The organism is Yersinia aleksiciae, from assembly GCF_001047675.1.
Lineage (GTDB): Bacteria > Pseudomonadota > Gammaproteobacteria > Enterobacterales > Enterobacteriaceae > Yersinia > Yersinia aleksiciae.
The window spans coordinates 3823814-3845448 of sequence record NZ_CP011975.1 but is presented as its reverse complement, the minus strand read 5'-3'; the positions used below and the strand labels follow the sequence as shown (position 1 = coordinate 3845448).

The window sequence follows — 21635 nt, the reverse complement described above, 5'->3', positions numbered from 1 at the left end:
CTCTTACAATAACAAGGCTTTGCGCGGGTTTAGCCGCTGGGGTGATGATGGTCTCCGCTGCTTATTGCACACCGATTGCTGATACCCGGAGCATTGTTATATGCCTAAATTATCCAAGTTTTTCCGCGTTGCCGTTGAAGGGGCAACCACTGACGGCCGCGTGATTAACCGTCAGGATCTACTCGACATTGCACTCACTTACGACCCAAAGGTCTACGGTGCCCGCGTGGATCTGGAGCATTACAAAAGCCCCTACCCTGATAGCGTGTTTCGCTGCTATGGCGATATCACCGCCGTGAAAACAGAAGAGATCACCGAAGGCGCACTCAAGGGCAAAATGGCGCTGCTTGCCCAGATTGACCCGACCGACGAATTACTGACGCTGAACAAGAGCCGCCAGAAGGTTTACAGCTCTATCCAGTTTGATCCGAACTTCGCTACCAGTGGCCGCGCTTATCTGAAAGGGCTGGCGCTGACTGACGACCCCGGCAGCTTAGGCACGGAACTGCTTCAGTTCTGCGCTCAACAAGTATCTGAATCCAAACCTAATCCGCTGGCCGGTCGCAAACATTCCCCTGATTGCCTATTTACCGCGCTGGAAGAGACCTTTATTGAGTTTGAAGAGGTGCAGGCAGCGGACGACACCAGCAAGAAATTCACCGCCAAAATCAAAGAATTGCTGTTTGGTGCTGAAAAGAAAACCGACGGCAATTTGGATGACATTCGCCAAGCGGTGCAGCTGGTTGCCGAGAGCCAAAAAACACTACTGGAAACTCAACAACAGTTTGCCGCCAATCAGCGAGAAATAACCGACCTGAAAAGTCAGGTAGCCCAGCTGTCGATTTCGCTCACCACCGTGACAACCAAGTTGCAATCCGAAGATAGCCAGTTCAACCAACGGCCACCGGCCAAAGGTGGCCCGGAAGGCAGCGCCGACGACGTTATCGACTGCTAAGTCGCCCTATTGAATCCACAGGAATGAAGAACATGAGAAATGAAACACGTGATAAATGGGACGAATACCTGTCCGCACAGGCCAAGCTCAACGGCTTATCGCTGGATCGCGTTGCCAAACAATTTACGGTAGCCCCGTCTGTTGCTCAAACGCTGGAAGATAAAATTCAGCAATCTAGTGATTTTTTAAAACGTATCAACATTAACCTCGTGCCAGAGCAGGAAGGCCAGCGCATTGGTATTGGTGTCAGTGGCCCGATTGCCAGCCGCAACACCTCCACCACGGTACGCCGTGAGCCGAACTCACCGGAAACCATTGAGGATAACGGTACATACCGTTGCGAACAAACCAACTCTGACACCTATATCAGCTATGCCCGTCTGGATGCGTGGGCCGGTAAACGTGATTTTAAAACCCGCGTCACCAACCAGATCATTACGCGCCGCGCACTGGATCGCATCATGATTGGCTTTAACGGGAAGTCAGTAGCTGCCAAGTCAGATATTGTCGCTAACCCTTTATTGCAGGACGTGAATTTCGGCTTTTTAGAAAAGTATCGTCTGTTTGCCCCACAGCGTGTGATGGCTGATGTGATGGTATCCACCCGTGATGAGGACAACAAACTTATCACCAAGGGGCAATATGGGAACCTTGATGCACTGGCCTTTGACGCCGTCAACAGCCTGATTGATCCATGGTATCAGGACGACACCGGCCTGATTGTTATCTGTGGCCGCAAACTGCTAGCAGACAAGTATTTCCCTGTGCTGAACACCGTCAGCGGCAGCAATCCTAATACGGAAGCACTGGCCGGTCAGATGTTGGTATCCCAGAAGCAAATCGGCGGGATGCAGACCTACCGCGTGCCGTTCTTCCCCGCTGATGCCATGTTTATCACCACATTCGACAATCTGGCTATTTACGTGCAGGAAGGAACACACCGCCGCACCATCAAAGAGGAACCGGAGTTTAACCGCGTCACTACCTATGAGTCCGATAACGAGGCTTATTGCGTGGAGGATTACGGTTTCGGTTGCCTGATTGAAGGTATCAAAGCCGGTGAGCCGGTTTAACGGTCGCCGGTACACGCGGGCGGCTCTGCCGCCCCATTACGCCTAGGGGGCATGATGTTAACTCCAGCACAGCGCCATTACGATAAAGTGATGGCAGAACGGCGCGGCACCAAGGACGATGTGGTGCAAGGCTCCGCCTATGAACAACAGCTTTACCGGTTGCGCATTGATCAGCGCCGCCTGTCGCAATTCCAGTCACATATCACCCGCGCCAGCATGAAGCGCGAAATGCTGCCCGCTTACGACGGCTGGATCGACGGCGTCCTGACGGCCAACACCGGCCAAAGTGACGAGGTGGTCACTACCTGCATGGTGTGGTCGGTGGATGCCGGTTTATACCGCGACGCGCTGCGCCTGGCCGAATATGTGATCAGCCATAACCTGCCAATGGCGGACAAATACCAGCGCACGGCCGCCTGCTTCATTGTCGATCAGGTGTCAGAAGCTGCATTGCTGCGCTACAAAGGGGCGGCAACCGATAATCCGGCGATTGAGATTGATCTCTTGCTGCGGCTGCAAGAGCTGACGGCGGATAAAGATATGCCGGATGAAGCCCGCGCCAAGCTGCTTAAAGCGATTGGTTATACCCAACGTGAAAGCACCCATTTGGCCGATCAGGCATCCGCTCTGATCTGGTTGCAGCGGGCTTTAGCTGCACATAAAGATGCGGGCGTGAAAAAAGATATTGAAGTGCTGGAACGGAACCTGAAAAAAGCCGCACTGATTGCTGCGAGCGCGGCCAGTGCTGGTGTAGGCGATACCGAGCAAACCACCGCTACCGACGTTATCACGACCGCAAGCGCTGACGTGACCGCTACCGCGCCCGATATCCCTGTTGTTGCCGCAGAAGCACCGGCGAAACCGGCCAGAAAAACCCAATCTGCTGCCGCTGCCAAAAAATCGGCGGCCAAAGCAAAAACAAACACGGTACGCGCCAAACGTACCCCCTGAATCGTGCCCCGCACGTCGGGCGGCACGCGGAAATGAGGTTTATCCCTGATAACCGCGTCCACCGCCCATTTTATTAACGGTGATGATATGAGCCTGTTAGCCACTGAACCGGTACACCCGGCAAGCCCACCAGAAGGGCCGAACGTGACGATCGCCAGCGCGCCGTTTTGGCCGGAAATCTCGCTAGGTGATTTACGCAAGGTGATGCGTCTGGACGGCAATGTTACCGCTGAACGCCTGAAAGAGGCGGTGATCGAAGCCATCAGTAACACCAACGGTCAATTACGGGCATGGCGTAGCGGACAGGAAGCCGCTGGCGTGATGACGCTGGACGCGGTGGAGTCGGAACAAGTCGCGGGCGAATCCATCCGGGTACAGCGCTATCGGCGGGCGGTCTACTGCCATGCCAAGGCAAATCTAACCGAACGTTATCGCGATATGGACACCACTGGCGACGGCAATAAGCGGGCCGACGCACTTGATCCGCAAATCACCGGCCTGTGGCGGGATGCCCGCTGGGCCATCAGTGATGTGCAAGGCCGCGAACGCGGCATTGCCGAGTTGGTGTAAATGCGTGTTCAGGCTCAACAGTATGACACCGTCGACGCCTTGTGCTGGCGTCATTACGGCCGCACCGAGGGGGTGACTGAGGCGGTTTATCAGGCGAATCCGGGACTGGCCGAACTGGGGCCAGTGCTGCCCGTCGGTCACTGGCTGGAACTGCCCAACGTCACTGAATCAGCACAACAAAATATTATTCAGCTGTGGGACTAATCGCCACAGCCACGGCACCCCAAAGGGGTAACGGACATGAAAATGCCAGAAAAAGATCCGCGCTGGCTAGGCGCGATGGTGGATTTTTATTCCACGCATTCCACGGTAATCAACGGCTTTCTGGTCGGCTTTATTGTGGCATTTCGCCGCGTGGTATGGGGAGGCGGTAAATTGCGCGAAGGCATCGGCGAGGGGGTGGTCTGTGGGCTGGTCGGCGTCAATATTGGGCCGGTGATTTCCCCTATGCTCATTCACTTGATTGATGCCATTCCTTGGCTAAACGGCGCATTAACCGAAGTCGCCGCCGGAAAAGTAGAAATCTTTATCAGCTGCTTAATCGGGCTGATTGGCTTGCAAGCCATTCGTGAACTGGTCTTTAAAATCGTGAATAAAAAGGTGGGAACCCCTGATGCCAAACAATAAGTTTATTTTCGGCAAAGCCAGCGAAAGCAACTTGATCGGCGTGCATCCTGATTTGGTCAAGGTGGTACGCCGCGCACTGGCATTAACCCCGATGGATTTTAAAGTGATCGAAGGTGTTCGCACGCCAGAACGCCAGCGTGAACTGGTTAAAATCGGTGCCAGCCAAACGCTGAATAGCCGCCATTTGACCGGCCATGCGGTTGATATCGTGCCGCTGCCGGACGGTAAAGTTAGCTGGGAATGGAAATATTTTTACCCGATGGCCGATGCGATGAAACAGGCCGCTGCCGAGCTGGGGATCGCCGTGGAATGGGGCGGTAACTGGACCGCCTTTAAAGACGGCCCGCATTTTCAATTGCCCGCCCGTCACTATCCGGGCTGACACCATGCCACTCTTCAACACGGCCCCGATCGCATGGGCGATTGCTGCCGCGCTGCTCCTTACCAGTGGCGTGCAAACTTATCGTTTGTCTGAGGCTAGACAGGCGGTGATTGACCAGCAAGCAGCCGATGCGGTGATTAAAAGCGGGCAACTTATCGCGCTGGCACTGACCGCCAATGCCAATAATCAGGCGCAGGCACAATTGCGCCAACAGGTTGCCAGTGCCGATCAGCTGTTGGCCCAGCGTAACAGCCAGTTAAAGAGGTTATATCGTGAAAATGAAACGTTACGCCGTTGGGCTGATACTCTCCTGCCTGATGATATTATCCGGCTGCGTCAGCGCCCCGCCCTCACTGGGGCCGCAGATTACCGTCAATGGCTGTCCGAAGGTCGCAGCGTGCCTGTTTCCGGCGGCCAACCCACAAACTAACGGCGATTTAAACGACGATATCGACCAGTTGGAAGCGGCTTTACACGCCTGCGCGGCGCAGGTTGATACCGTGCTGGCCTGCCAGCAAGGAATGTCCGATGCTAAAACCTAACCTGCTACGCGCCGCACTGAGTCAGGCGGTGCCTTATCTGCGGGATAACCCCGATAAACTGGCTATCTGGCTGGATAAGGGCGTCGTGGTCGCCACTGGACAAAAGTCGCTCTCATTCGAATACCGCTACACCCTGCACGTTATCGTGATGGATTACCCCTACGCCATGGATACGGTGACGTTGCCCGCCATGCTGTGGATACACCGCCATCAGCCAGATTTGATTTTTAATCCCGACCGACGCAAAACCGGCTTTACCTTTGAGGCGGATATTCTCAATAACGCCACCGCCGATATCATGCTGCACCTTGAACTGACTGAGGCGGTCAGGGTGGCGGACGTGAATGACCGATTGGAATTAACTCACCTTGACGAACCCGCCGACCCGCGCGGCGATATGTTGGCTGATTGGGAGCGGGCCGCCGCCAACACACCTTGGGCGGGATGATATCGAGTACAGACAAAAATGACTGTGTTGGCCACAGACGAAAAGAGGCGCTATGGATAACGAATTTCAGGAACTGGAACAGTATTTACAACGTCTGGTTAATCGCGGGAAATCAGGCGCGCGGCATAAATTAAGCCGGGACATTTCCATCACCCTGCGCCGTGGTCAGCAACAACGTATTCGTCAGCAATTAAACGCGGATGGCTCCCCGTACACCAAACGCAAAGACAGCATTAAAACCGTGCAAAAACGCCTGCGGTTTATCTATCAAGGCTCGGTGCGCGACCTGAAAAACTGGTCGGGCAATAAGCGCCAGATAACCGGCTGGGATAATAACCGTAACGCGATCCGCACCTTTAACCGTGTCGATATTGACCGGTTTTTATCGGTCGAGGCGGAGGCCACCACTAAACGCACCAGTAAAAAACAGCCGATGTTTCGCCGCTTGCGCAATGCGACCTTTTTGCGCCTTCAGGCATTACCCGACTCAGCCGGGGTCGGTTATGTGGGGGTCGCCGCCAAAATTGCCCAAATACACCAGTACGGCGGCACCGATCAGGTGAACCCCTATGTGAAAGCGGATTACCCCGCCCGTCAATTGCTCGGCATCACTAAAAAAGACAGTGATAATGTGCTCGGCCAAGTGTTTGACTTTATCGCCCGTGGCTAACATAACGCTGGGATGAAAAACTCCGCTGGATCGCGTATATTTGTTTTATCTACATTTCTATATGCACTACCGGAGATCGTAATGGCTAATGTAATGACGAGTCTGGCTGAGAAAAAACAGTACTTCGACCGTGTGAAGTTAGAAAACTATCGCCAAAGTATGCGTTTGGAAGGCTTGAACAGTACCAATCAAACGTTGCCAACCTCAAAGAACGAAAGGGCTAAACTGAAGCAAAGCCTGATGAATAAATACGCCACCAAAAGCCAGCCGAGTTCGCGGTGAACAGCGATAAATACGGTGACGGCCCCGATCCTTATACCTACCCGAACAGTCAGGTGTTAATCAATAAATTCGGCATTACTGATGATGACCAATTTATTGAGATGGAAAAAGATTTTTCTGAACTGGCGATTATGGAGATCGAATTTAGCCCGCCACCCTATGATTTGCGCTACTGGTGCGCACTGCATCAAGCCTTGTTTGGCGATATTTATCATTGGGCTGGCGAGCTGCGCACCATTGATATTTCCAAAGGCACCACCCGATTTTGCAATATCAATCGTATTACACCTGAAGCTAACCGGCTATTTAATCAACTGGCACAAGAGAATTATCTGGTTGGCCTGCCCTATGACGCGCTGATTGTAAAACTGGCGGAATACTACTCTGATCTTAATGTTATCCACCCCTTCCGTGAAGGTAATGGCCGGGCGCAGCGGTTGCTGTTCGAACATCTTGTTATCAATTGCGGCTTTCACATTTCCTTTGCTAGCATCAACCCCGATGAATGGATTCAAGCCAATATTGATGGCTACCATTGCCGTTATCAACGCATGACTGCGTTATTCGCCCGCTGTATTAGCTAAACCGCCTGACATTTCCCGCTAAAAGTTGTCACAGCCCCCCTACAACTGCCGCGCGTTGCACCCCTGCCCGCGCGCGTAAACAATACCGTTACGCTGAATAACGAGTATTGCCCCATGACCAACGCCGAAATCTATCGCCTGATAATGAATCTGATCCGTTTCGGTATCGTGGAACAGGTGGATTTAACCCTCGATCCGCCCAAAGCCCGCGTGCGCTGCGGTGAATTGCTCACTGACTGGTTACCGTGGTCGGTTCGCCGTGCCGGTACCGCTAAAACATGGTGGCCGCCGACCGAAGGGGAGCAGGTGATTATTTTGGCCGCTGGCGGTGAACTGTCCGCCGGTGTGATCATTGCCTCCCTGTATCAACATAGTCTCCCTACGCCGATGAACACCGCCAACACCCAGCACACCACCTACCCCGACGGTGCGGTGATTGAGTACAACGCTGACACCGGCGCGCTGAAAGCCAGCGGCATTAAAACCGCCACCCTTGATGCGGGTGAATCTATCCATGCCACCGCACCAGAAATCACCTGTACCGCCTCGGTCAAAATCACACTGGATACGCCCATAGTGGAATGCACCCAGCATCTGACCACTACCACCTTAGAAGTGAAACAAGGCGGCAAAATGACCGGAAATATTGAGCACTCCGGCGGCACCTTCTCATCCAATGGCGTAGTGGTTGATAGCCACACCCACGGCGGCGTGCAGCGCGGTGGGAGTAGCTCGGACGGGCCAAACAAATGATGTATTTAGGCATGAATGCCCAGACCGGGCGGCGCATTACCGATATGGACCATATCACCCAGTCAATCACCGACATCATCACCACACCGACCACGACACGGTGTATGCGGCGGGGCTATGGCTCATTACTGTCTGATTTGATTGACGACCCGCAGAACCCGCTGCTGCGATTGAAAGCCATGTCGGCAGCCTACAGCGCGATCATGCGTTGGGAGCCGCGTGTGGTACTCACTCGCGTGTTATTGGCGGAGCCGCAGGCGGGCAAAATGACGCTTGAGCTTCAGGGCCAGCGCACGGATCTGGCTGACATTTTTAATCTGGCAATCCCCGTTGGAGGCGGTTCATGAGCACTATCGATCTGTCACAGCTGCCCGCCCCGCTGGCGGTGGAAGCACTGGATTATGAAACTCTACTCGCTGAACGCAAGGCGGAACTCATCGCCCTATATCCAGCCGACGAACAGGAGGCAATCATGCGCACCTTATCGTTAGAATCTGAGCCTTTAGTCAAGCTATTGCAGGAAAATGCGTACCGTGAGCTGGTATTGCGCCAGCGGGTTAATGAGGCGGCACAGGCGGTCATGGTGGCCTATGCCAACGGCAGCGATTTAGACCAACTAGGGGCCAATAATAACGTTCAACGTCTGATTATCACGCCCGCCGATCCGGATGCCATTCCGCCCATTCCTGCCGTGATGGAGTCTGATACCGATTTTCGCCTGCGGATCCCGCAAGCCTTTGAGGCACTGAGTGTTGCCGGACCGACCGGAGCCTATGAAGCCCACGCCCGCAGCGCTGATGGTCAGGTTGCTGATGCCTCGGCGCTGAGTCCGTCACCAGCCTGCGTCACTGTCACCGTGCTGGCGCGGGCTGGAAACGGTGAAGCCACGTCGCAGTTGCTGGACATTGTTCGCACCGCCCTGAATGACGAGGACGTGCGGCCGGTGGCTGACCGTATCACCGTGCAATCCGCCGCCATTGTCGAATACCAGATTGACGCCGTGCTCTATATCTATCCGGGACCGGAAGCTGAACCGGTCCGCGCGGCAGCTGAAGCAAGACTGAATGCTTATATCAGCACCCAGCGCCGACTGGGGCGAGATATCCGTATTTCTGCCATTTATGCCGTGCTGCATGTTGAGGGGGTGCAGCGTGTCGAACTGAATGCGCCACTGGCTGACGTGGTACTCGACAAAACACAAGCCGCCTACTGTACCCGCGCCGTGCTGACGGTCGGGGGAACCGATGAATAACCGCCTGCTACCGGCCGGATCATCCCCGCTGGAAATCGCCGCTGCACAAGCCTGCGCCCGTCTGGGCGATGTGCCAGTCCCCCTGCGTCTGTTATGGAATGCTGACCTATGCCCGCTGCCGTTGCTGCCCTATCTGGCATGGGCGTGGTCGGTTGATCGCTGGGATGAAAGCTGGCCGGAAACCACCAAACGCGCAGTAGTGAAATCCTCGGCTTACCTGCACAAACGCAAAGGCACTATTGGCGCATTGCGGCGCGTGGTTGAGCCGCTCGGCTATCTCATTAAAGTGATCGAATGGTGGAAAACCAACGAAACGCCCGGCACCTTTCGCCTTGATGTCGGCGTGCTGGAAACCGGCATTACCGATGAAATGTATTTTGAACTGGAGCGGCTGATTGATGATGCCAAGCCCTGTAGCCGCCATCTGGTCGGCCTGTCTATCAATCTGGATGTCTCCGGTGCGATCCCTATCAGTGTCGCCAGTTACGACGGTGACGAGCTGACCGTTTACCCCTATTTACCTGAAACTATTACTGTGACCGGCCAAGGCTATACCGGCGGCACACTTCATCTTATTGACAGCGTGAGCGTGAACCCATGACCACAAAATTCTTTGCCATACTGACCCATCTGGGGGCGGCCAAACTGGCAAACGCCACGGCCCTCGGCACCCAATTACAGATCACCCATATGGCCGTGGGCGACGGCGGCGGCGTATTACCGCTGCCGAACGCCGCGCAAACGCAGCTGATTGGCGAGAAGCGCCGCGCTGCATTGAATTCATTAAGTATTGATGCGGCCAACAGTAGCCAGATTATCGCGGAACAAGTGATACCCGAAACAGATGGCGGTTGGTGGATTCGTGAGATTGGCTTGTTTGATAAATACGGCATTCTGATCGCCATTGCCAACTGCCCGGAAACCTATAAGCCGCAGTTGCAAGAGGGTAGCGGCCGCACGCAAACCGTGCGCATGGTGCTGATTGTCAGTAGCACTGAGGCGGTCACATTAAAAATCGATCCGTCGGTAGTGCTGGCAACGCGTAAGTATGTGGATGATAAAGTAATTGAGGTTAAAGCCTATGCCGATGGGTTGATGACAGCGCATTTGGCAGCGACTGATCCGCACTCACAATACGCGCCGAAAGCCAGTCCGCCATTAACCGGCAAGCCCACCGCCCCTACGGCCGTAAAAGCAGACAACAGCACACAACTGGCAACTACAGCGCATGTTAAACAGGTGGTCGCAGACTATGCACCGCTTGCCAGTCCGGTACTGACAGGCACACCAACCACTCCCACGCCAGCGGCGGGAAATAATACGCAACAGTTGGCGAACACTGCTTTTGTGCAAGCCGCACTGGCGGCATTGGTTGCATCCTCACCGGCGGCGCTCGACACCCTAAAAGAGCTGGCCGACGCGCTGGGCAATGATCCGAATTTTGCTACAACAATGACCAACGCATTGGCAGCAAAAATGGATAAGGCCAAAAATGGTGGTGATATTCCGAATGTAGCAACCTTTCGCACAAACCTTGGATTAGGGACTGCGGCAATAAAAAATGTCGGAACCGGTGCGGGACAAATACCCGACATGAATTCATTCACTTCTGGCAGTGGTTGGGTGAAATATCCTGATGGCACCATTATTCAGCGTGGGAGGGCGAACAGCTCCGATGCGGGTTATGCATTGGTAAATTTCCCCGTTCCGTTTGCAGTCGGATTTACATTGGCTTTATTGCCAGTAAGTTCTGCAAACCCACCGGCTACGCGTTATTCAGCAAATATGGGGCCGTTGGGTGACGGTAGGACAAGCTTTTCATTTGCCGTGTGGGTCTTAAACTCAAACGCAATTAGCACTGTGGGTACCGATTGGATCGCTATAGGAAAATAAAATGAAATATTTATTCAGTGATATTAAGAATCTATTTTTCCCATATTCAAGCATGGAAGATTATAAACAAGCAGGAATGTGGCCAGAGTCTGGTGTAGATGTTGATGAGGATATATTTGCACTTTACACAGGGGAACCGCCAGCGGGTAAGGTGCGCGGTTCTGTTGATGGAATGCCTGCGTGGGTAGATGCTTCCCCACAACAACCACTAACAGCCGATGAACTTGCAGCAAAAGCTCGCTCTCACCGTGATGATTTTATTATGGCAACTGACTCCATGATGGTCAGTGATTATTCGATTGACGACACGCTGCTGACGGAGGCGCAACGTTCCGAGTTAACCACCACCCGCGCAGCCTATCGCACATGGCCGACCGTGGAAAACTGGCCGCTGATTGAGTTGCCCGAACTGCCGCAATGGTTATTAGTTGAAGCGGTAAATCAAGGGTATCGCGTGCCTGTCTGGCCGCCAGAAATGTAATAATAAAGCCCGCATAAGTTGCGGGCTTAACGTTGCTGCAGTACAGATAAAGCTGACGGTGTTCTCCGGTATTACAAAAAACCCAACCCCATATCCACATCGGCCAGCATTTCCCGCAAATCCTCACTGACCTTTTCCAGGCTGAGCGAAAACTCTATTTTCCTTGCCTTGCCGTCCTTAAAAAACTCAGTACGGGTTTCACTGATGCCAGTAATCACAAACATGCCATAAATCCCGCCGGTGCCTTCTATCAGCGGGTAGGCTTTGCCGGTGTAAGCCATGGTGCGCAGTGCCGCCAGCGACACATCACCGCCGGTCACTTCCGGGTACAACGTCCCGCCCAGCGTAATTTTATCCTCACCGGGGCCAATATATTGATAGCGCGGCGACTTGCCGACTCGACTGTTATTGACGTGCCGGAAGGTGCTTTCCTGCCCCAGATTCTGATAAGGCGCGGTGCGCAGTTCAAACACAAACAACCCGAAAACCATCATCATGATTATTGCTCCCTGTCGGTAAAGGTGGAGCGGCGGCGGGACTCTTTCTGGCGCTGTAGCGTGGCGATTTTGTCATACAGCATATTGACCAGTTTATTTTCGTCTATGCTGGCCGCTTGTTGGCCTTGCAGTGTGATCGTAATGTCGTAGCGATCACCTTCATAGGAAATCGGGCCGCTATTTCGCTGCGCACTGAGCGGCTTTCTTGCCAGTTGTGGAATATCACCGGCCAGTGATAACGCGTCAAAATCATTACCCGGTGCGATCATGTCCCGCGTGCGAGCCAGCATATCGCTGGCGCTCTGCTGCATTCTTGCCAACAGGCCGGGCTGCGCCGCTGCTTTTGCCGGGGCGGATAAATATGGCGAGGCCAGCGGCAGATAATCCGGCACATTTTTAAACACGATATCACCCAGCTTATCCCGTGCGTTATCCGCTGCCGCTGTGGCCGTCGAACTGCTGTCGAGACTGTCACCACTGCCTTTTTTCTTTTTACTGCGGTCAACTGCGCCGTAGATAGACGGGGCCGCCGCTGGGGCGCTGGCAATCGGGGATGCTGCCGCGTTCGCCATAGCACTGCTATTACCGGCGACCGGCTTATCAGGACTCCACGACCACGCGGATTTCGCCTCCACCATCTTTTTCAGTACCGGATCCCACTCGTACATCACGGGTGCTTTCGGCCCGTTCATCGCCGCCACCGCACCGCTGGCCGCATCCGCCGCTTTCGGGATGGCCCCCAGCTTTTCCAGTAGCCAACCCAGCCCTTTTGCCAGCTGTTCAACCGGCCAAAACAGTCCGCTAATCACTGCACCAACCACCTCACCAAAGGTTTTTCCGGCATTGGTGGCGGCTTCCAGCGAGGCTTTAGACGACTCGACCGGCGAAAGCAACTGAGTAAACCAGTTCCACACCCGCCCAATCGCGCTGCCGATGCCGTCAAAGATCGGGGCCAGTGGTGCAAAGGCTTCTCTGATTGGCCTTAACCCTTCGATTAATCCGGTAAAGAAACCGCTGAAAAATGCTTTTATCGGCTCCCAATACTTATAAATCAGCACGCCCGCCCCAATGACGGCCGCCACCAATAACCCGACCGGACTTAATACCAGCCCCACCGCCGACCCCAGTGCACCAAACACCGCGCCGCCAATACTGCCCAACAGGCGAAGCGGGGAAGTCGCCACCCATTTCAGCATATTGCCAAGACGACCCAGCGCCGCCCCCGGCTGACTAAAGGCGGTAGACATTGCCGCACCGGCACGACCAGAAGCGCTGGACAGGGCCATCTGCGCATTAGAGCCGAGCAACGCCATTTTCGACCGTAGGCCACCCAGTGCGGAACCGGCCACGCTGGCACTGGTTCGCCACGACAATAACGCCGGAGAGACACGCAATATATTAGGCACCAACCGACTGATCCCCCCTGATAACCAAGTAAATTTAGGCAGTAACGCACCCAGCCCCCCGTTACCAGCTAGCAGCGAGAACCCCAACCGCAGGGCCAGCATCGGCCCCAATAATGCCGCCGCAGCCAGTGCCAATCCGCCCAGCGTAATAGTGGCAATTGACAGCGCCGCGACCACTTTCATGATAGTGCCTGCCAGTTTGGGGTTAGCCTCGACCCAACGACGCACGCCGCCAATCATGTTTTTTAAGGTCTCGACCACCTCCAGCATCGGCGCACGCAGGGTTTCCCCCATCGAACTCAGCGCGTTACCGCCGCCGGATTTCAACAGCTGCAATTGCGCCGAAATAGAGTCTTTATCAATATCAGACTCTTTCTGCATCGAACCTTTGGAGCCCGCCGAACTGGTCAAGGCGAGTTGCCGGTCCAGCTCATCAATATTGTTCACCAGCTTGGCGGCGTCTTTACCGAAGTCTTTACCAAACAGCTGCGTGAGTACCCGCAACCGGTCAACATCGGGCAGTTTTTTAACTGCGCCCAACACTTCGCGAATGGTGCCCATGGCATCGACCGACATCGCCTTTTCAATCTTTTTGTCATCCATGCCCAGCGCGTCTAACCCATCAAAAAATTTATTGCTTTGCATGGTGGCAATTGACAGTTCGCGCACCATGGCGTTAGCCGCGCTGGCGGCAATTTCAGACTGTGCCCCCAAGGACAAGAAGGTCGATCCCAGTGCGGCCGCCTGCTTGTAGTTCAGTCGATCAGCCACGCCACCCATGCGTTGCAGCACATCAATAATATCCGCCCCTTTCGACTGGGCGTTATCATCCAGATAGTTCAGGGCGTCGCCCAGTTGCTCAATATCTTGGGTCGGGATCTTGTACAGCCCGGAGATTTTACCGAGGCTTTCCGCCAGTTCACCGGCGGGCAGCTCAAAGGCTTTCGACGCCTTGGCGGAGACATTGGCAAAGTCCAACAGCTCTTTTTTCTGCTGTGCCCAGCCGGCCCCCTCGGTTGCCACCCCCATGCGTGCGCCGCCTTCGACCAATGCGGCAAAGTCTGACGCGCCCCCCGGCAAGGGGGCTTGCTCGGCCGCGTCTTTAATGGCGTTTTGCATTTCATAGAATTGTGCGGTGCGCTGGCCGTTATCATCCCGCAGGCCATTAACCTGTTTTGCCACCCCCTTCATGGCATCTTCCATGCCGCTGTAACTTCTCAGCGCCAGCGCGACTGGGGCCGCCATCACCGCACCGGTTGCGAGTGCCGTCATTCCGCCGGATTGCAGCTTGCCACGCAGTTCCTGCCCGCGATCGTAACTGCCGCGCGCCGCCGCCACCCGTTTTAACCGCTGCTCTTGCAGTTGCAACTGGCGGTTATATTGGGCGGTGCGGTGAGTGATTTGCTCCGTGGCGGTGCTGTTACTGGCAACCGAAACACCGTGCTGGTAAAGACTGGCGCGCAGTTCAGCCAGTCGCCGCACTTCAACGGTCTGTTTTTCCTGTAACTTACCCAGACGGCTATCCCACTTTTGCACGGCGGCGATCTGCTTCTGGGTAGGATTATCGAGGGATTTCACCGCGTCGGAGGCTCGGCGCAATTTCTCTATACGGGCGGCGGCTTTATTGCTGGACTCGGCCAGCTTGTCGAAACTGGCGGCCTGTTTGGGTAAGTCGCGCAGGTTATCGCGCGTGGCTTTGATTTGCCGCCCCAGTGCGGCGGTGCTCTTCTGGGCGGCATTAAAAGGTTGAGTCAGATTATTGACCGCCCCTAAAGCCACTTTTATCGATAGGTTGCGGTCAGTCATGGCTTATTCTTCCGTGGTTCCCCAGCGTACCGCAGCGCGTTCACGCCAGTCTAAAAGGTCGGGCACGGTCATCGCCCAGAGATCAGGCAATGACCAGTGAAAAACAAAAGCGATATCTGCGATCACATCTTCTATTTGGCTAAATCCAAATTCGCGGGAGGGGTTTCCGTTGGCGTCGGCTCCCCCTCCGAGGCTGGTTGTAAAAAAGTAACAACCTCTTGTGCTAATTGGGAAAAGTCCCAAGTGTCCATCGTGACCAATTCAATCTCGGTCAGCGCTGGAGAAGTGACGCGCGGCAACAGCTTAATTAGGGCGTTAACATCGGTGGTAATGATGTCGTACATTTTCAGACCGCGCAGGGAACCGGCCTGCTTCAATGCGCCAGTCAGAGATACCTCTTTAATGACTGTCTTGCCGCGCTTGATCGGTGTTTGTAAAACAATGGTATTCGACATAAATAAATTCCCAGATTAAAGGCCAATGTTAGCGCGGTGTTTTTCCAACATATCCACACCGTTCACTCGGTAGATCATGTTCAGGACATCCAACTCTAAAAGTTCCTCGTTGTTTGCCGTGATCTTGCAGTAGGTGTTTTTCAGCGTGTATTTATGGCTGGTATCATCACCCTGTTTTGCACTGCCGGGATCGTGCTCGGTGTAACGGCCGCGCGTCTGGATTTCCAGCGGGATAGCCTCGCCGGTATCCTCCGCCTGATAGGAGCCAGCAAAACGGAACTGCACCCCATCAGCGGTAGGCGTGCCCCACAGTTTCAGTAATTCAGGGGCCAACCCGCCGAGGGTTAATTCCATGTCCAGCGCACCCGCCTCAAAGCCGAGATCCACCGCGACCGAGCCGGGCATACCGGCACCCTGATAATCTTCCGTCTTGATAGTCAACTTCGGCGGCGTCAGCTCCGAGGCTTGCCCCAGATAGCTATCGCCATTGACATAGACGTTGAAATACTTAAGTTTTCTTGGCAATGCCATAGTAATAACCCTTAGCTATTGACGGCATTCGCAAAACTCGCGAAATATTCGTCGGTGAATTCCTGAATTAACCCCAGATTTTCTAACGGCGGCACCGGGGTGTAGTTGTAGCGGATGGTCAACTTGCCCAGCTTCAGCGTGTCGGTGGTGTTGGCGTCGGTGTCATACCAGCAGCGGGCACCCAGCAAGCGACCGGCGGTAACATAGGCCGACAATTTGCGATTGATACCGTCGATAACATCTTTCGCCAGCGACGGCGTTAGCGGCTTATCGATATAGTAAAAATGAGCCTCCGCAACGGTATCCAGCAGGATCTGCGCGGTGCGGGTATAACTTTCGAAAATAAAGACCTCTTCCTCGCAGGTGCGGGAACCCCAGAAGCGAAAGCCCTTTTGTTTGATCAGCGTGGTGATGTGGTTGCTGTTCAGTTCGTCGGCGTCGGTGTCTTTGCCTTGCAAGGAAAAATAGATATCAACCGAGGTGCCCAGCACACCATCCACCGGCACATTGGACAGCGTTTTATGCCAGCCAATATCCGCGTCAATCTTGGCGCGCAACCCCAATGCATAAGCCGGTGCGGGTACCACAACATTGCTTTCGGCTTCGCTGTCATAGGCCAGCCAGTCGGGATAAATCACCATCACTTCCCGCTGAATAAAGTTCTTGCGGTAAAGTTTGGCCTCGGCAATGGTTTTACAGCCGTTGGCACTGATATAAGCAAACGCCTTCAGTTCGCGGGCAAAAATGGCAATTTGGTTAGCCACTGCCAAGGTATCCAGCCCCGGAGCGCCAATAATGCGCGGCTTCACGCCGACCCGCATTTCAGCAACCAGCAAGGCATAAAGACCGGTGTATAAGCCGTTCTCATCCACGCCGCCAATCACATTGGCTTCGGTGCTTTTTTCGCCCTCTTCCGTACCACCTTCAGCCACGCGGATAACCACGGTTTGCGGGCTGGCTTGGTCAGAGATGGCTTTCAGGGTTTGGCGCAATGTGCCGGTTTTCCCTGCTTTGCCGAGCACGTTTTTAACCCGCGTCAGTAATACCGGCGTATTCAACGGAAAGGTGGCGGCGTCAGCATCGTCCGCTGTACAGACCACGCCAATCACGGCGGAGTCGATATCGTTAATGATGGTCGATGTGTCAGTGGTTTCCTCACCGCTCACACCATGGTGATAATTTGTTGCCATTGGGGTACGCTCCGAAAAGGATTAATCCTTGCCGAAATCATCAACCAACCTCGCGCGTAAATCACCGCCTGCCTGTTGTATCAGGCATGACACAGTAAACAGCGGTATGTCCGCGCGTCGTTTCCCCGCAAAATTACCCCATGCAATTACTCCCGGACGACCTCACCCCACAACCCGCCTTTGATATCAAAATAGGCGGCAAAACCCAGACCACGGTTAACGACCGGCTGATCAGTTTAACGCTGACCGATAACCGTGGTTTTGAAGCCGATATGCTGGAACTGGTTATTGACGACGCCGATCAGAAAGTCGCCCTGCCTGCACGCGGGGCACAGATTGATATTGCGCTGGGCTGGAAAGGTGAACCGCTGGTCAATAAAGGCCGCTTTACCGTGGATGAAATCAGCCACACCGGCCCACCGGATCAGTTGATTGTCACCGCCCGCAGTGCTGATTTTCGCGACACCTTCAATGTGAAACGGGAATACAGCTGGCACGATATTACCGTCGGTAAACTGGTTGCCAGCATTGCAGCACGCTATGACCTGAAAGCGGGCGTCAGTGAAGATTTAGGCAAGATAGAGATTGACCACGCCGACCAGACCAGCGAGTCAGATATCAGCTTTTTAACCCGCATGGCGGAAAAGCTCGGCGCAATAACCACCATTAAAAACGGCATGTTGTTATTTATGCATCCGGGGCGCGCGGTATCCCAAAGCGGCAAGCTGTTACCGGCCATTACCATCACCCGCGCCAGTGGTGACAAACACAATTTTCGGGTGGCTGACCGTGACGCTTACACCGGCGTAACCGCCTACTGGCTGGACCTCAACTACGGCAAGCCGCAAAAAACCAGCGTTCGCCGCAAACGAAAGACCAAAACGCCACCGAAAGTAAAAACCCCGGCATCGAGCAGCAAGGAGGGAAATTATCTGGAGGGTGTCGAGGGAAATGTCTTTGTGATGCGGGAAACATTCAAGACAGAACGGGCCGCCCGTCGTGCCGCCGCCGCCCGCTGGTCAAAACTGCAACGGGGTGCAGCTGAATTCACTATGACACTGGCGCGTGGTCGTGCTGACTTATTTCCAGAGCTGCCCGCTGTCATGCAAGGTTTTAAACCTGAGATTGATCAGGCTGCGTGGATAATTACCCAAGTCACGCACACCATTGGGGATAATGGCTTTACGACTGCGCTGAATTTTGAAGTGAAAATATCCAGCTGGGATATGGCGGGAGAAGGAATAGAGGAAAAGAATTCGGAGAATGAATAGGTTATACTTTAGCCAAGCAAGAGAAGGTTGGAGTTATTATCATGATGTCATGCCCACAATGTGGTGCCGTCACCCGCACCCGTACCAGCAGAATGATAACTAATAATACAAAAGAGAATTATCACCAATGCCAAAACCTGCTTTGCAGCTGCACGTTCACCACGCTGCAATCAGTCGATAAAATCCTGTCCCGCCCCAGCCGTAATAACACCGCAACCCTACCCCGCGATCTGTTTCTGCCGGGGCATCTGGGTGATGACCAGTTTGATTTGGGCTTTTGATACTCCCCCGCTCTCAATCAGCCTGCCGCGTGCGGGCTTTTTTGTATCTGAGGGTGGACAATCTTCGAGTGGAGGCCATGATGTGGACAGTTAAAATAAATAATTCAATAAAATCAACAAATAAACCATAAAAAAAGGGAGGCATAAGCCTCCCTTTTGCACTCCCCTGACCTGAATTAATGGTTACGGATGTACTCGTCCATATCTGTTTTCAGGTTATCAGATTTAGTCCCGAAGATAGCCTGAACACCTGAGCCTGCGACCACAACGCCCGCAGCACCCAGTTTCTTCAGACCAGCTTGGTCAACCTTGGATATATCCGCCACGCTGACACGCAGACGGGTGATACAAGCATCCAAGTTAGTGATGTTTTCTTTACCGCCAAACGCATTAACCAGTGCCGCTGACATTTCTGTGCCGCCCTGTACAGTTTGTTCAGTAGAATTGTCTTCACGGCCTGGTGTTTTCAGATCCAGTTTGGCAATCAGCACACGGAAGATGGTGTAGTACACCAGACCGTAGCAGATACCTACCAGAGGGAACAGCCAGATACGGCTGCTGTTGCCACTCAGTACGATGAAGTCAATCAAGCCGTGGGAGAAGCTGGTACCGTCACGCATCCCAAGCAGGATACAGATTGGGAACGCCAGACCTGCCAGAATTGCATGGATAACATACAAAATTGGTGCCACGAACATGAAGGAGAATTCGATTGGCTCGGTGATACCGGTCAGGAATGAGGTCAGTGCAGCGGAGATCATGATCCCGCCCACTTTTGCCCGGTTTTCCGGTTTAGCTGAGTGCCAAATCGCTATCGCTGCCGCTGGCAAGCCGTACATTTTGAACAGGAAGCCACCTGACAGTTTACCCGCAGTTGGGTCACCCGCCATATAACGTGGAATGTCACCGTGGAATACCTGGCCCGCAGCATTGGTGTATTCACCAATTTGCATTTGGAATGGTACGTTCCAGATATGGTGTAGACCGAATGGCACTAACGCACGTTCAACCACGCCGTAGATACCAAACGCCACGACGGAGTTCTGATAAGCAGCCCATTGGGAGAATGTCTGGATAGCCGTACCGATTGGAGGCCATACGAAAGACAGAATCACACCCACGAAGATCGCAGTGAAACCAGAGATAATCGGAACGAAGCGCTTACCCGCAAAGAAGCCCAAATATTCAGGTAACTGAATGCGGTAGAAGCGGTTAAACATGTAGGCGGCTATCGCACCTGCAATGATCCCGCCCAATACCCCAGTATCGGCTAAATGCTTAGCCGCAATTTCTTCTGCCGGCAGATGCAAGACCAGTGGTGCGACCACAGCCATGGTTTTCACCATGATGCCATAAGCAACCACTGCCGCTAACGCGGATACACCGTCGTTATTGGTAAAGCCAAGTGCAACGCCAATAGCAAAGATTAATGCCATGTTAGCAAAAACGGAACCGCCCGCTTCTGCCATTACGTGAGAGACTACCGTTGGTAGCCAGCTAAAATTCGCGGAACCGACACCCAGCAGAATACCTGCGATGGGTAAGACGGATACCGGTAGCATTAGCGATTTACCGACCTTTTGCAGGTTTGCAAATGCGTTCTTAAACATAGTTGAGTGAGCTCCTGAGTAATAGTGCTTTTCTGCTTTTTCTCGCGTTTATTGGCGTTACAAAGGGGGGAGTAAGCCTTTGCGAATAAGGGTGTCTAAAGCACCCCTTTAATTTTTACGAAGAGTAAAATAAATAGCCTGCTTAATGTTTGATGGCAGTCACGTTTCTTTCAAGAAGGCGCTGATTTTGATTCAAATCGCACATTTTTTGTAAAAAAACGTCAATAAGACCTGCCATCACCCAATAAATTGGGTGAGAACATTACTCGTTTCAGCGATTAATTACGAGCTTAAAAAAAAGTATTATTAAGGAAGTTAGCACTTCTCACTGGCGAGTCTCGATGAGTCCAGATGAAACAATCGACAGAAGTTGTCTGTGGTGGCTTGGGCCAGCGCTTCAATACTCACGCCTTTCAATACCGCCATATACTCTGCGACATCACGGACATAGGCAGGTTGATTCTCTTTACCACGATGAGGAACGGGTGCTAGATAAGGTGAATCGGTCTCCACCAACAACCTGTCCAGCGGCACATAGCGAGCAACATCACGCAGTTGTTCTGCATTGCGGAAGGTGAGGATCCCCGAGAAGGAGATGTAAAAACCTAAGTCCAGCAAGGTGGCTGCGGTTGCTTTGTCTTCTGTAAAGCAATGTAAAACCCCACCAGACTCTTGAGCTTGCTCTTCACGTAAAATAGCGAGGGTATCTTCACGCGCATCACGGGTATGCACGATCACTGGCTTGTTCAATTCACGGCCAATACGAATGTGCTCGCGAAAGGAGGCTTGTTGTAGCGGGATATTATCTTGCTGATAAAAGTAATCCAGCCCGGTTTCTCCCATAGCGACCACATTATCTGCCGCCGCCAGTGTTCTCAACTGCTGAAAATCATAGCCACCGTCAAGATTGAGCGGATGAACACCACATGAGAATGCCACATCTTTGCGCTCACCAATTAGCGCTGTCATCGCCGAAAAGCCCGGCAAGGTAGTAGCAACCGCCAGCACAAAGCCCACATCCCGCGCATGCGCTTTGGCTAATACATCATCGACGCTGCCGTGCAACGTCTGGTAATCAAGGCTATCTAGATGGCAGTGTGAATCGACTAACAACATAATATTAAA

The 21635-nt window shown here is 53.5% G+C and carries 28 protein-coding genes and 1 pseudogene; 21 read left to right on the top strand and 8 right to left on the bottom strand.

Features of this window, described 5'->3' with window-relative positions:
• Positions 1-100 precede the first annotated feature (100 nt).
• The 19 genes and pseudogenes from ACZ76_RS17215 to ACZ76_RS19620 all read left to right on the top strand — a co-directional run bounded on the left by ACZ76_RS17215 (position 101) and on the right by ACZ76_RS19620 (position 11463).
• Positions 101-955: a GPO family capsid scaffolding protein gene (locus ACZ76_RS17215; RefSeq protein WP_048620006.1), complete on the top strand. Its 855-nt coding sequence runs from the start codon at positions 101-103 to the stop codon at positions 953-955.
• 32 nt (positions 956-987) lie between these two features.
• On the top strand, positions 988-2028 hold the full coding sequence (locus ACZ76_RS17210) for a phage major capsid protein, P2 family (RefSeq protein WP_048620005.1): 1041 nt from the start codon (positions 988-990) through the stop codon (positions 2026-2028).
• Positions 2029-2079: 51 nt separating this feature from the next.
• Positions 2080-2979, top strand: coding sequence for a phage terminase small subunit (gene gpM, locus ACZ76_RS17205; protein ID WP_235428201.1), 900 nt, complete (start codon positions 2080-2082; stop codon positions 2977-2979).
• Positions 2980-3066: 87 nt separating this feature from the next.
• Positions 3067-3549, top strand: a complete 483-nt coding sequence (locus tag ACZ76_RS17200) for a head completion/stabilization protein (protein WP_048620004.1) — start codon at positions 3067-3069, stop codon at positions 3547-3549.
• Positions 3550-3753, top strand: coding sequence for a tail protein X (locus tag ACZ76_RS17195; protein WP_048620003.1), 204 nt, complete (start codon positions 3550-3552; stop codon positions 3751-3753).
• A gap of 36 nt (positions 3754-3789) precedes the next feature.
• On the top strand, positions 3790-4176 hold the full coding sequence (locus ACZ76_RS18655; protein ID WP_071840517.1) for a phage holin family protein: 387 nt from the start codon (positions 3790-3792) through the stop codon (positions 4174-4176).
• Complete coding sequence (locus ACZ76_RS17185) at positions 4163-4558, top strand: M15 family metallopeptidase (RefSeq protein WP_048620002.1); 396 nt, start codon at positions 4163-4165, stop codon at positions 4556-4558. Before ACZ76_RS18655 ends, ACZ76_RS17185 begins: the two co-directional genes overlap by 14 nt.
• 4 nt (positions 4559-4562) lie before the next feature.
• Complete coding sequence (gene lysB / locus ACZ76_RS17180; RefSeq protein ID WP_048620001.1) at positions 4563-4988, top strand: Rz-like lysis system protein LysB; 426 nt, start codon at positions 4563-4565, stop codon at positions 4986-4988.
• Positions 4900-5100 (top strand): annotated as a pseudogene (lysC, locus tag ACZ76_RS19625) (Rz1-like lysis system protein LysC); the annotation flags it as partial. The gene lysB and the pseudogene lysC, both read left to right, overlap by 89 nt.
• Positions 5087-5548 carry a phage tail protein gene (locus ACZ76_RS17175; RefSeq protein ID WP_048620000.1) on the top strand — a complete coding sequence of 154 codons (462 nt, stop codon included), beginning with the start codon at positions 5087-5089 and terminating at the stop codon, positions 5546-5548. The pseudogene lysC and the gene ACZ76_RS17175, both read left to right, overlap by 14 nt.
• Positions 5549-5600: 52 nt before the next feature.
• On the top strand, positions 5601-6218 hold the full coding sequence (locus ACZ76_RS17170; protein ID WP_048619999.1) for a phage virion morphogenesis protein: 618 nt from the start codon (positions 5601-5603) through the stop codon (positions 6216-6218).
• A gap of 81 nt (positions 6219-6299) precedes the next feature.
• Entirely contained in the window at positions 6300-6500 is a 201-nt protein-coding gene (locus tag ACZ76_RS17165; protein ID WP_229714857.1) for a YhfG family protein, read from the top strand.
• Positions 6497-7084, top strand: a complete 588-nt coding sequence (locus tag ACZ76_RS17160) for a putative adenosine monophosphate-protein transferase Fic (protein ID WP_048619998.1) — start codon at positions 6497-6499, stop codon at positions 7082-7084. The genes ACZ76_RS17165 and ACZ76_RS17160 overlap by 4 nt, the downstream gene beginning before the upstream one ends.
• A gap of 114 nt (positions 7085-7198) precedes the next feature.
• Entirely contained in the window at positions 7199-7837 is a 639-nt protein-coding gene (locus tag ACZ76_RS17155; protein ID WP_048619997.1) for a phage baseplate assembly protein V, read from the top strand.
• Positions 7834-8184 carry a GPW/gp25 family protein gene (locus ACZ76_RS17150; RefSeq protein WP_048619996.1) on the top strand — a complete coding sequence of 117 codons (351 nt, stop codon included), beginning with the start codon at positions 7834-7836 and terminating at the stop codon, positions 8182-8184. Before ACZ76_RS17155 ends, ACZ76_RS17150 begins: the two co-directional genes overlap by 4 nt.
• Positions 8181-9089, top strand: coding sequence for a baseplate assembly protein (locus tag ACZ76_RS17145; RefSeq protein WP_048619995.1), 909 nt, complete (start codon positions 8181-8183; stop codon positions 9087-9089). The genes ACZ76_RS17150 and ACZ76_RS17145 overlap by 4 nt, the downstream gene beginning before the upstream one ends.
• Positions 9082-9690, top strand: coding sequence for a phage tail protein I (locus ACZ76_RS17140; protein ID WP_048619994.1), 609 nt, complete (start codon positions 9082-9084; stop codon positions 9688-9690). Before ACZ76_RS17145 ends, ACZ76_RS17140 begins: the two co-directional genes overlap by 8 nt.
• Positions 9687-10982 carry a phage tail protein gene (locus tag ACZ76_RS18650; protein ID WP_054888092.1) on the top strand — a complete coding sequence of 432 codons (1296 nt, stop codon included), beginning with the start codon at positions 9687-9689 and terminating at the stop codon, positions 10980-10982. Before ACZ76_RS17140 ends, ACZ76_RS18650 begins: the two co-directional genes overlap by 4 nt.
• Position 10983: 1 nt before the next feature.
• Positions 10984-11463 carry a tail fiber assembly protein gene (locus ACZ76_RS19620; RefSeq protein ID WP_048619993.1) on the top strand — a complete coding sequence of 160 codons (480 nt, stop codon included), beginning with the start codon at positions 10984-10986 and terminating at the stop codon, positions 11461-11463.
• A 71-nt stretch (positions 11464-11534) separates the two neighbouring features.
• Here the strand turns inward: ACZ76_RS19620 and ACZ76_RS17125 are convergent, their stop codons facing one another.
• The 6 genes from ACZ76_RS17125 to ACZ76_RS17105 are packed head-to-tail and all read right to left on the bottom strand — an operon-like array spanning position 11535 to position 17348.
• Positions 11535-11960: a phage tail protein gene (locus tag ACZ76_RS17125; protein ID WP_048619992.1), complete on the bottom strand. Its 426-nt coding sequence runs from the start codon at positions 11958-11960 to the stop codon at positions 11535-11537.
• Positions 11961-11962: 2 nt separating this feature from the next.
• The gene (locus ACZ76_RS17120) at positions 11963-15172 is read right to left on the bottom strand and encodes a phage tail tape measure protein (RefSeq protein WP_048619991.1); all 3210 of its coding nucleotides are present in this window, start codon (positions 15170-15172) and stop codon (positions 11963-11965) included.
• 3 nt (positions 15173-15175) lie between these two features.
• Positions 15176-15244 (bottom strand): GpE family phage tail protein, encoded by a 69-nt coding sequence (locus ACZ76_RS19615; protein ID WP_229712307.1) that lies wholly within the window; start codon positions 15242-15244, stop codon positions 15176-15178.
• A 59-nt stretch (positions 15245-15303) separates the two neighbouring features.
• Complete coding sequence (locus ACZ76_RS17115; RefSeq protein ID WP_048619990.1) at positions 15304-15627, bottom strand: phage tail assembly protein; 324 nt, start codon at positions 15625-15627, stop codon at positions 15304-15306.
• 15 nt (positions 15628-15642) lie between these two features.
• Complete coding sequence (locus tag ACZ76_RS17110; RefSeq protein WP_048619989.1) at positions 15643-16158, bottom strand: phage major tail tube protein; 516 nt, start codon at positions 16156-16158, stop codon at positions 15643-15645.
• A gap of 11 nt (positions 16159-16169) precedes the next feature.
• A complete protein-coding gene (locus ACZ76_RS17105; protein WP_048619988.1) occupies positions 16170-17348 on the bottom strand; it encodes a phage tail sheath protein in 1179 nt (392 codons plus the stop codon).
• A 140-nt stretch (positions 17349-17488) separates the two neighbouring features.
• Here ACZ76_RS17105 and ACZ76_RS17100 point away from each other — a divergent pair, with 140 nt between their 5' ends.
• Both ACZ76_RS17100 and ACZ76_RS17095 read left to right on the top strand, forming a co-directional pair.
• Positions 17489-18619 (top strand): phage late control D family protein, encoded by a 1131-nt coding sequence (locus ACZ76_RS17100; RefSeq protein ID WP_048619987.1) that lies wholly within the window; start codon positions 17489-17491, stop codon positions 18617-18619.
• A gap of 41 nt (positions 18620-18660) precedes the next feature.
• The gene (locus ACZ76_RS17095) at positions 18661-18900 is read left to right on the top strand and encodes an ogr/Delta-like zinc finger family protein (protein WP_048619986.1); all 240 of its coding nucleotides are present in this window, start codon (positions 18661-18663) and stop codon (positions 18898-18900) included.
• A gap of 176 nt (positions 18901-19076) precedes the next feature.
• Here the strand turns inward: ACZ76_RS17095 and ptsG are convergent, their stop codons facing one another.
• Entirely contained in the window at positions 19077-20510 is a 1434-nt protein-coding gene (gene ptsG, locus ACZ76_RS17090) for a PTS glucose transporter subunit IIBC (RefSeq protein ID WP_048619985.1), read from the bottom strand.
• 315 nt (positions 20511-20825) lie between these two features.
• Entirely contained in the window at positions 20826-21626 is an 801-nt protein-coding gene (locus ACZ76_RS17085; RefSeq protein ID WP_048619984.1) for a metal-dependent hydrolase, read from the bottom strand.
• Between the last annotated feature and the right edge of the window lie 9 nt (positions 21627-21635).

What these genes read in the sequence shown, in the direction of transcription:
- ACZ76_RS17215 (WP_048620006.1), top strand. Translation starts at nt 101, where the DNA reads ATGCCTAAATTATCCAAGTTTTTCCGCGTTGCCGTTGAAGGGGCAACC.
- ACZ76_RS17210 (WP_048620005.1), top strand. Translation starts at nt 988, where the DNA reads ATGAGAAATGAAACACGTGATAAATGGGACGAATACCTGTCCGCACAG.
- gpM (WP_235428201.1), top strand. Translation starts at nt 2,080, where the DNA reads ATGATGTTAACTCCAGCACAGCGCCATTACGATAAAGTGATGGCAGAA.
- ACZ76_RS17200 (WP_048620004.1), top strand. Translation starts at nt 3,067, where the DNA reads ATGAGCCTGTTAGCCACTGAACCGGTACACCCGGCAAGCCCACCAGAA.
- ACZ76_RS17195 (WP_048620003.1), top strand. Translation starts at nt 3,550, where the DNA reads ATGCGTGTTCAGGCTCAACAGTATGACACCGTCGACGCCTTGTGCTGG.
- ACZ76_RS18655 (WP_071840517.1), top strand. Translation starts at nt 3,790, where the DNA reads ATGAAAATGCCAGAAAAAGATCCGCGCTGGCTAGGCGCGATGGTGGAT.
- ACZ76_RS17185 (WP_048620002.1), top strand. Translation starts at nt 4,163, where the DNA reads ATGCCAAACAATAAGTTTATTTTCGGCAAAGCCAGCGAAAGCAACTTG.
- lysB (WP_048620001.1), top strand. Translation starts at nt 4,563, where the DNA reads ATGCCACTCTTCAACACGGCCCCGATCGCATGGGCGATTGCTGCCGCG.
- ACZ76_RS17175 (WP_048620000.1), top strand. Translation starts at nt 5,087, where the DNA reads ATGCTAAAACCTAACCTGCTACGCGCCGCACTGAGTCAGGCGGTGCCT.
- ACZ76_RS17170 (WP_048619999.1), top strand. Translation starts at nt 5,601, where the DNA reads ATGGATAACGAATTTCAGGAACTGGAACAGTATTTACAACGTCTGGTT.
- ACZ76_RS17165 (WP_229714857.1), top strand. Translation starts at nt 6,300, where the DNA reads ATGGCTAATGTAATGACGAGTCTGGCTGAGAAAAAACAGTACTTCGAC.
- ACZ76_RS17155 (WP_048619997.1), top strand. Translation starts at nt 7,199, where the DNA reads ATGACCAACGCCGAAATCTATCGCCTGATAATGAATCTGATCCGTTTC.
- ACZ76_RS17150 (WP_048619996.1), top strand. Translation starts at nt 7,834, where the DNA reads ATGATGTATTTAGGCATGAATGCCCAGACCGGGCGGCGCATTACCGAT.
- ACZ76_RS17145 (WP_048619995.1), top strand. Translation starts at nt 8,181, where the DNA reads ATGAGCACTATCGATCTGTCACAGCTGCCCGCCCCGCTGGCGGTGGAA.
- ACZ76_RS17140 (WP_048619994.1), top strand. Translation starts at nt 9,082, where the DNA reads ATGAATAACCGCCTGCTACCGGCCGGATCATCCCCGCTGGAAATCGCC.
- ACZ76_RS18650 (WP_054888092.1), top strand. Translation starts at nt 9,687, where the DNA reads ATGACCACAAAATTCTTTGCCATACTGACCCATCTGGGGGCGGCCAAA.
- ACZ76_RS19620 (WP_048619993.1), top strand. Translation starts at nt 10,984, where the DNA reads ATGAAATATTTATTCAGTGATATTAAGAATCTATTTTTCCCATATTCA.
- ACZ76_RS17125 (WP_048619992.1), bottom strand. Translation starts at nt 11,960, where the DNA reads ATGATGATGGTTTTCGGGTTGTTTGTGTTTGAACTGCGCACCGCGCCT.
- ACZ76_RS17120 (WP_048619991.1), bottom strand. Translation starts at nt 15,172, where the DNA reads ATGACTGACCGCAACCTATCGATAAAAGTGGCTTTAGGGGCGGTCAAT.
- ACZ76_RS17115 (WP_048619990.1), bottom strand. Translation starts at nt 15,627, where the DNA reads ATGTCGAATACCATTGTTTTACAAACACCGATCAAGCGCGGCAAGACA.
- ACZ76_RS17110 (WP_048619989.1), bottom strand. Translation starts at nt 16,158, where the DNA reads ATGGCATTGCCAAGAAAACTTAAGTATTTCAACGTCTATGTCAATGGC.
- ACZ76_RS17105 (WP_048619988.1), bottom strand. Translation starts at nt 17,348, where the DNA reads ATGGCAACAAATTATCACCATGGTGTGAGCGGTGAGGAAACCACTGAC.
- ACZ76_RS17100 (WP_048619987.1), top strand. Translation starts at nt 17,489, where the DNA reads ATGCAATTACTCCCGGACGACCTCACCCCACAACCCGCCTTTGATATC.
- ACZ76_RS17095 (WP_048619986.1), top strand. Translation starts at nt 18,661, where the DNA reads ATGATGTCATGCCCACAATGTGGTGCCGTCACCCGCACCCGTACCAGC.
- ptsG (WP_048619985.1), bottom strand. Translation starts at nt 20,510, where the DNA reads ATGTTTAAGAACGCATTTGCAAACCTGCAAAAGGTCGGTAAATCGCTA.
- ACZ76_RS17085 (WP_048619984.1), bottom strand. Translation starts at nt 21,626, where the DNA reads ATGTTGTTAGTCGATTCACACTGCCATCTAGATAGCCTTGATTACCAG.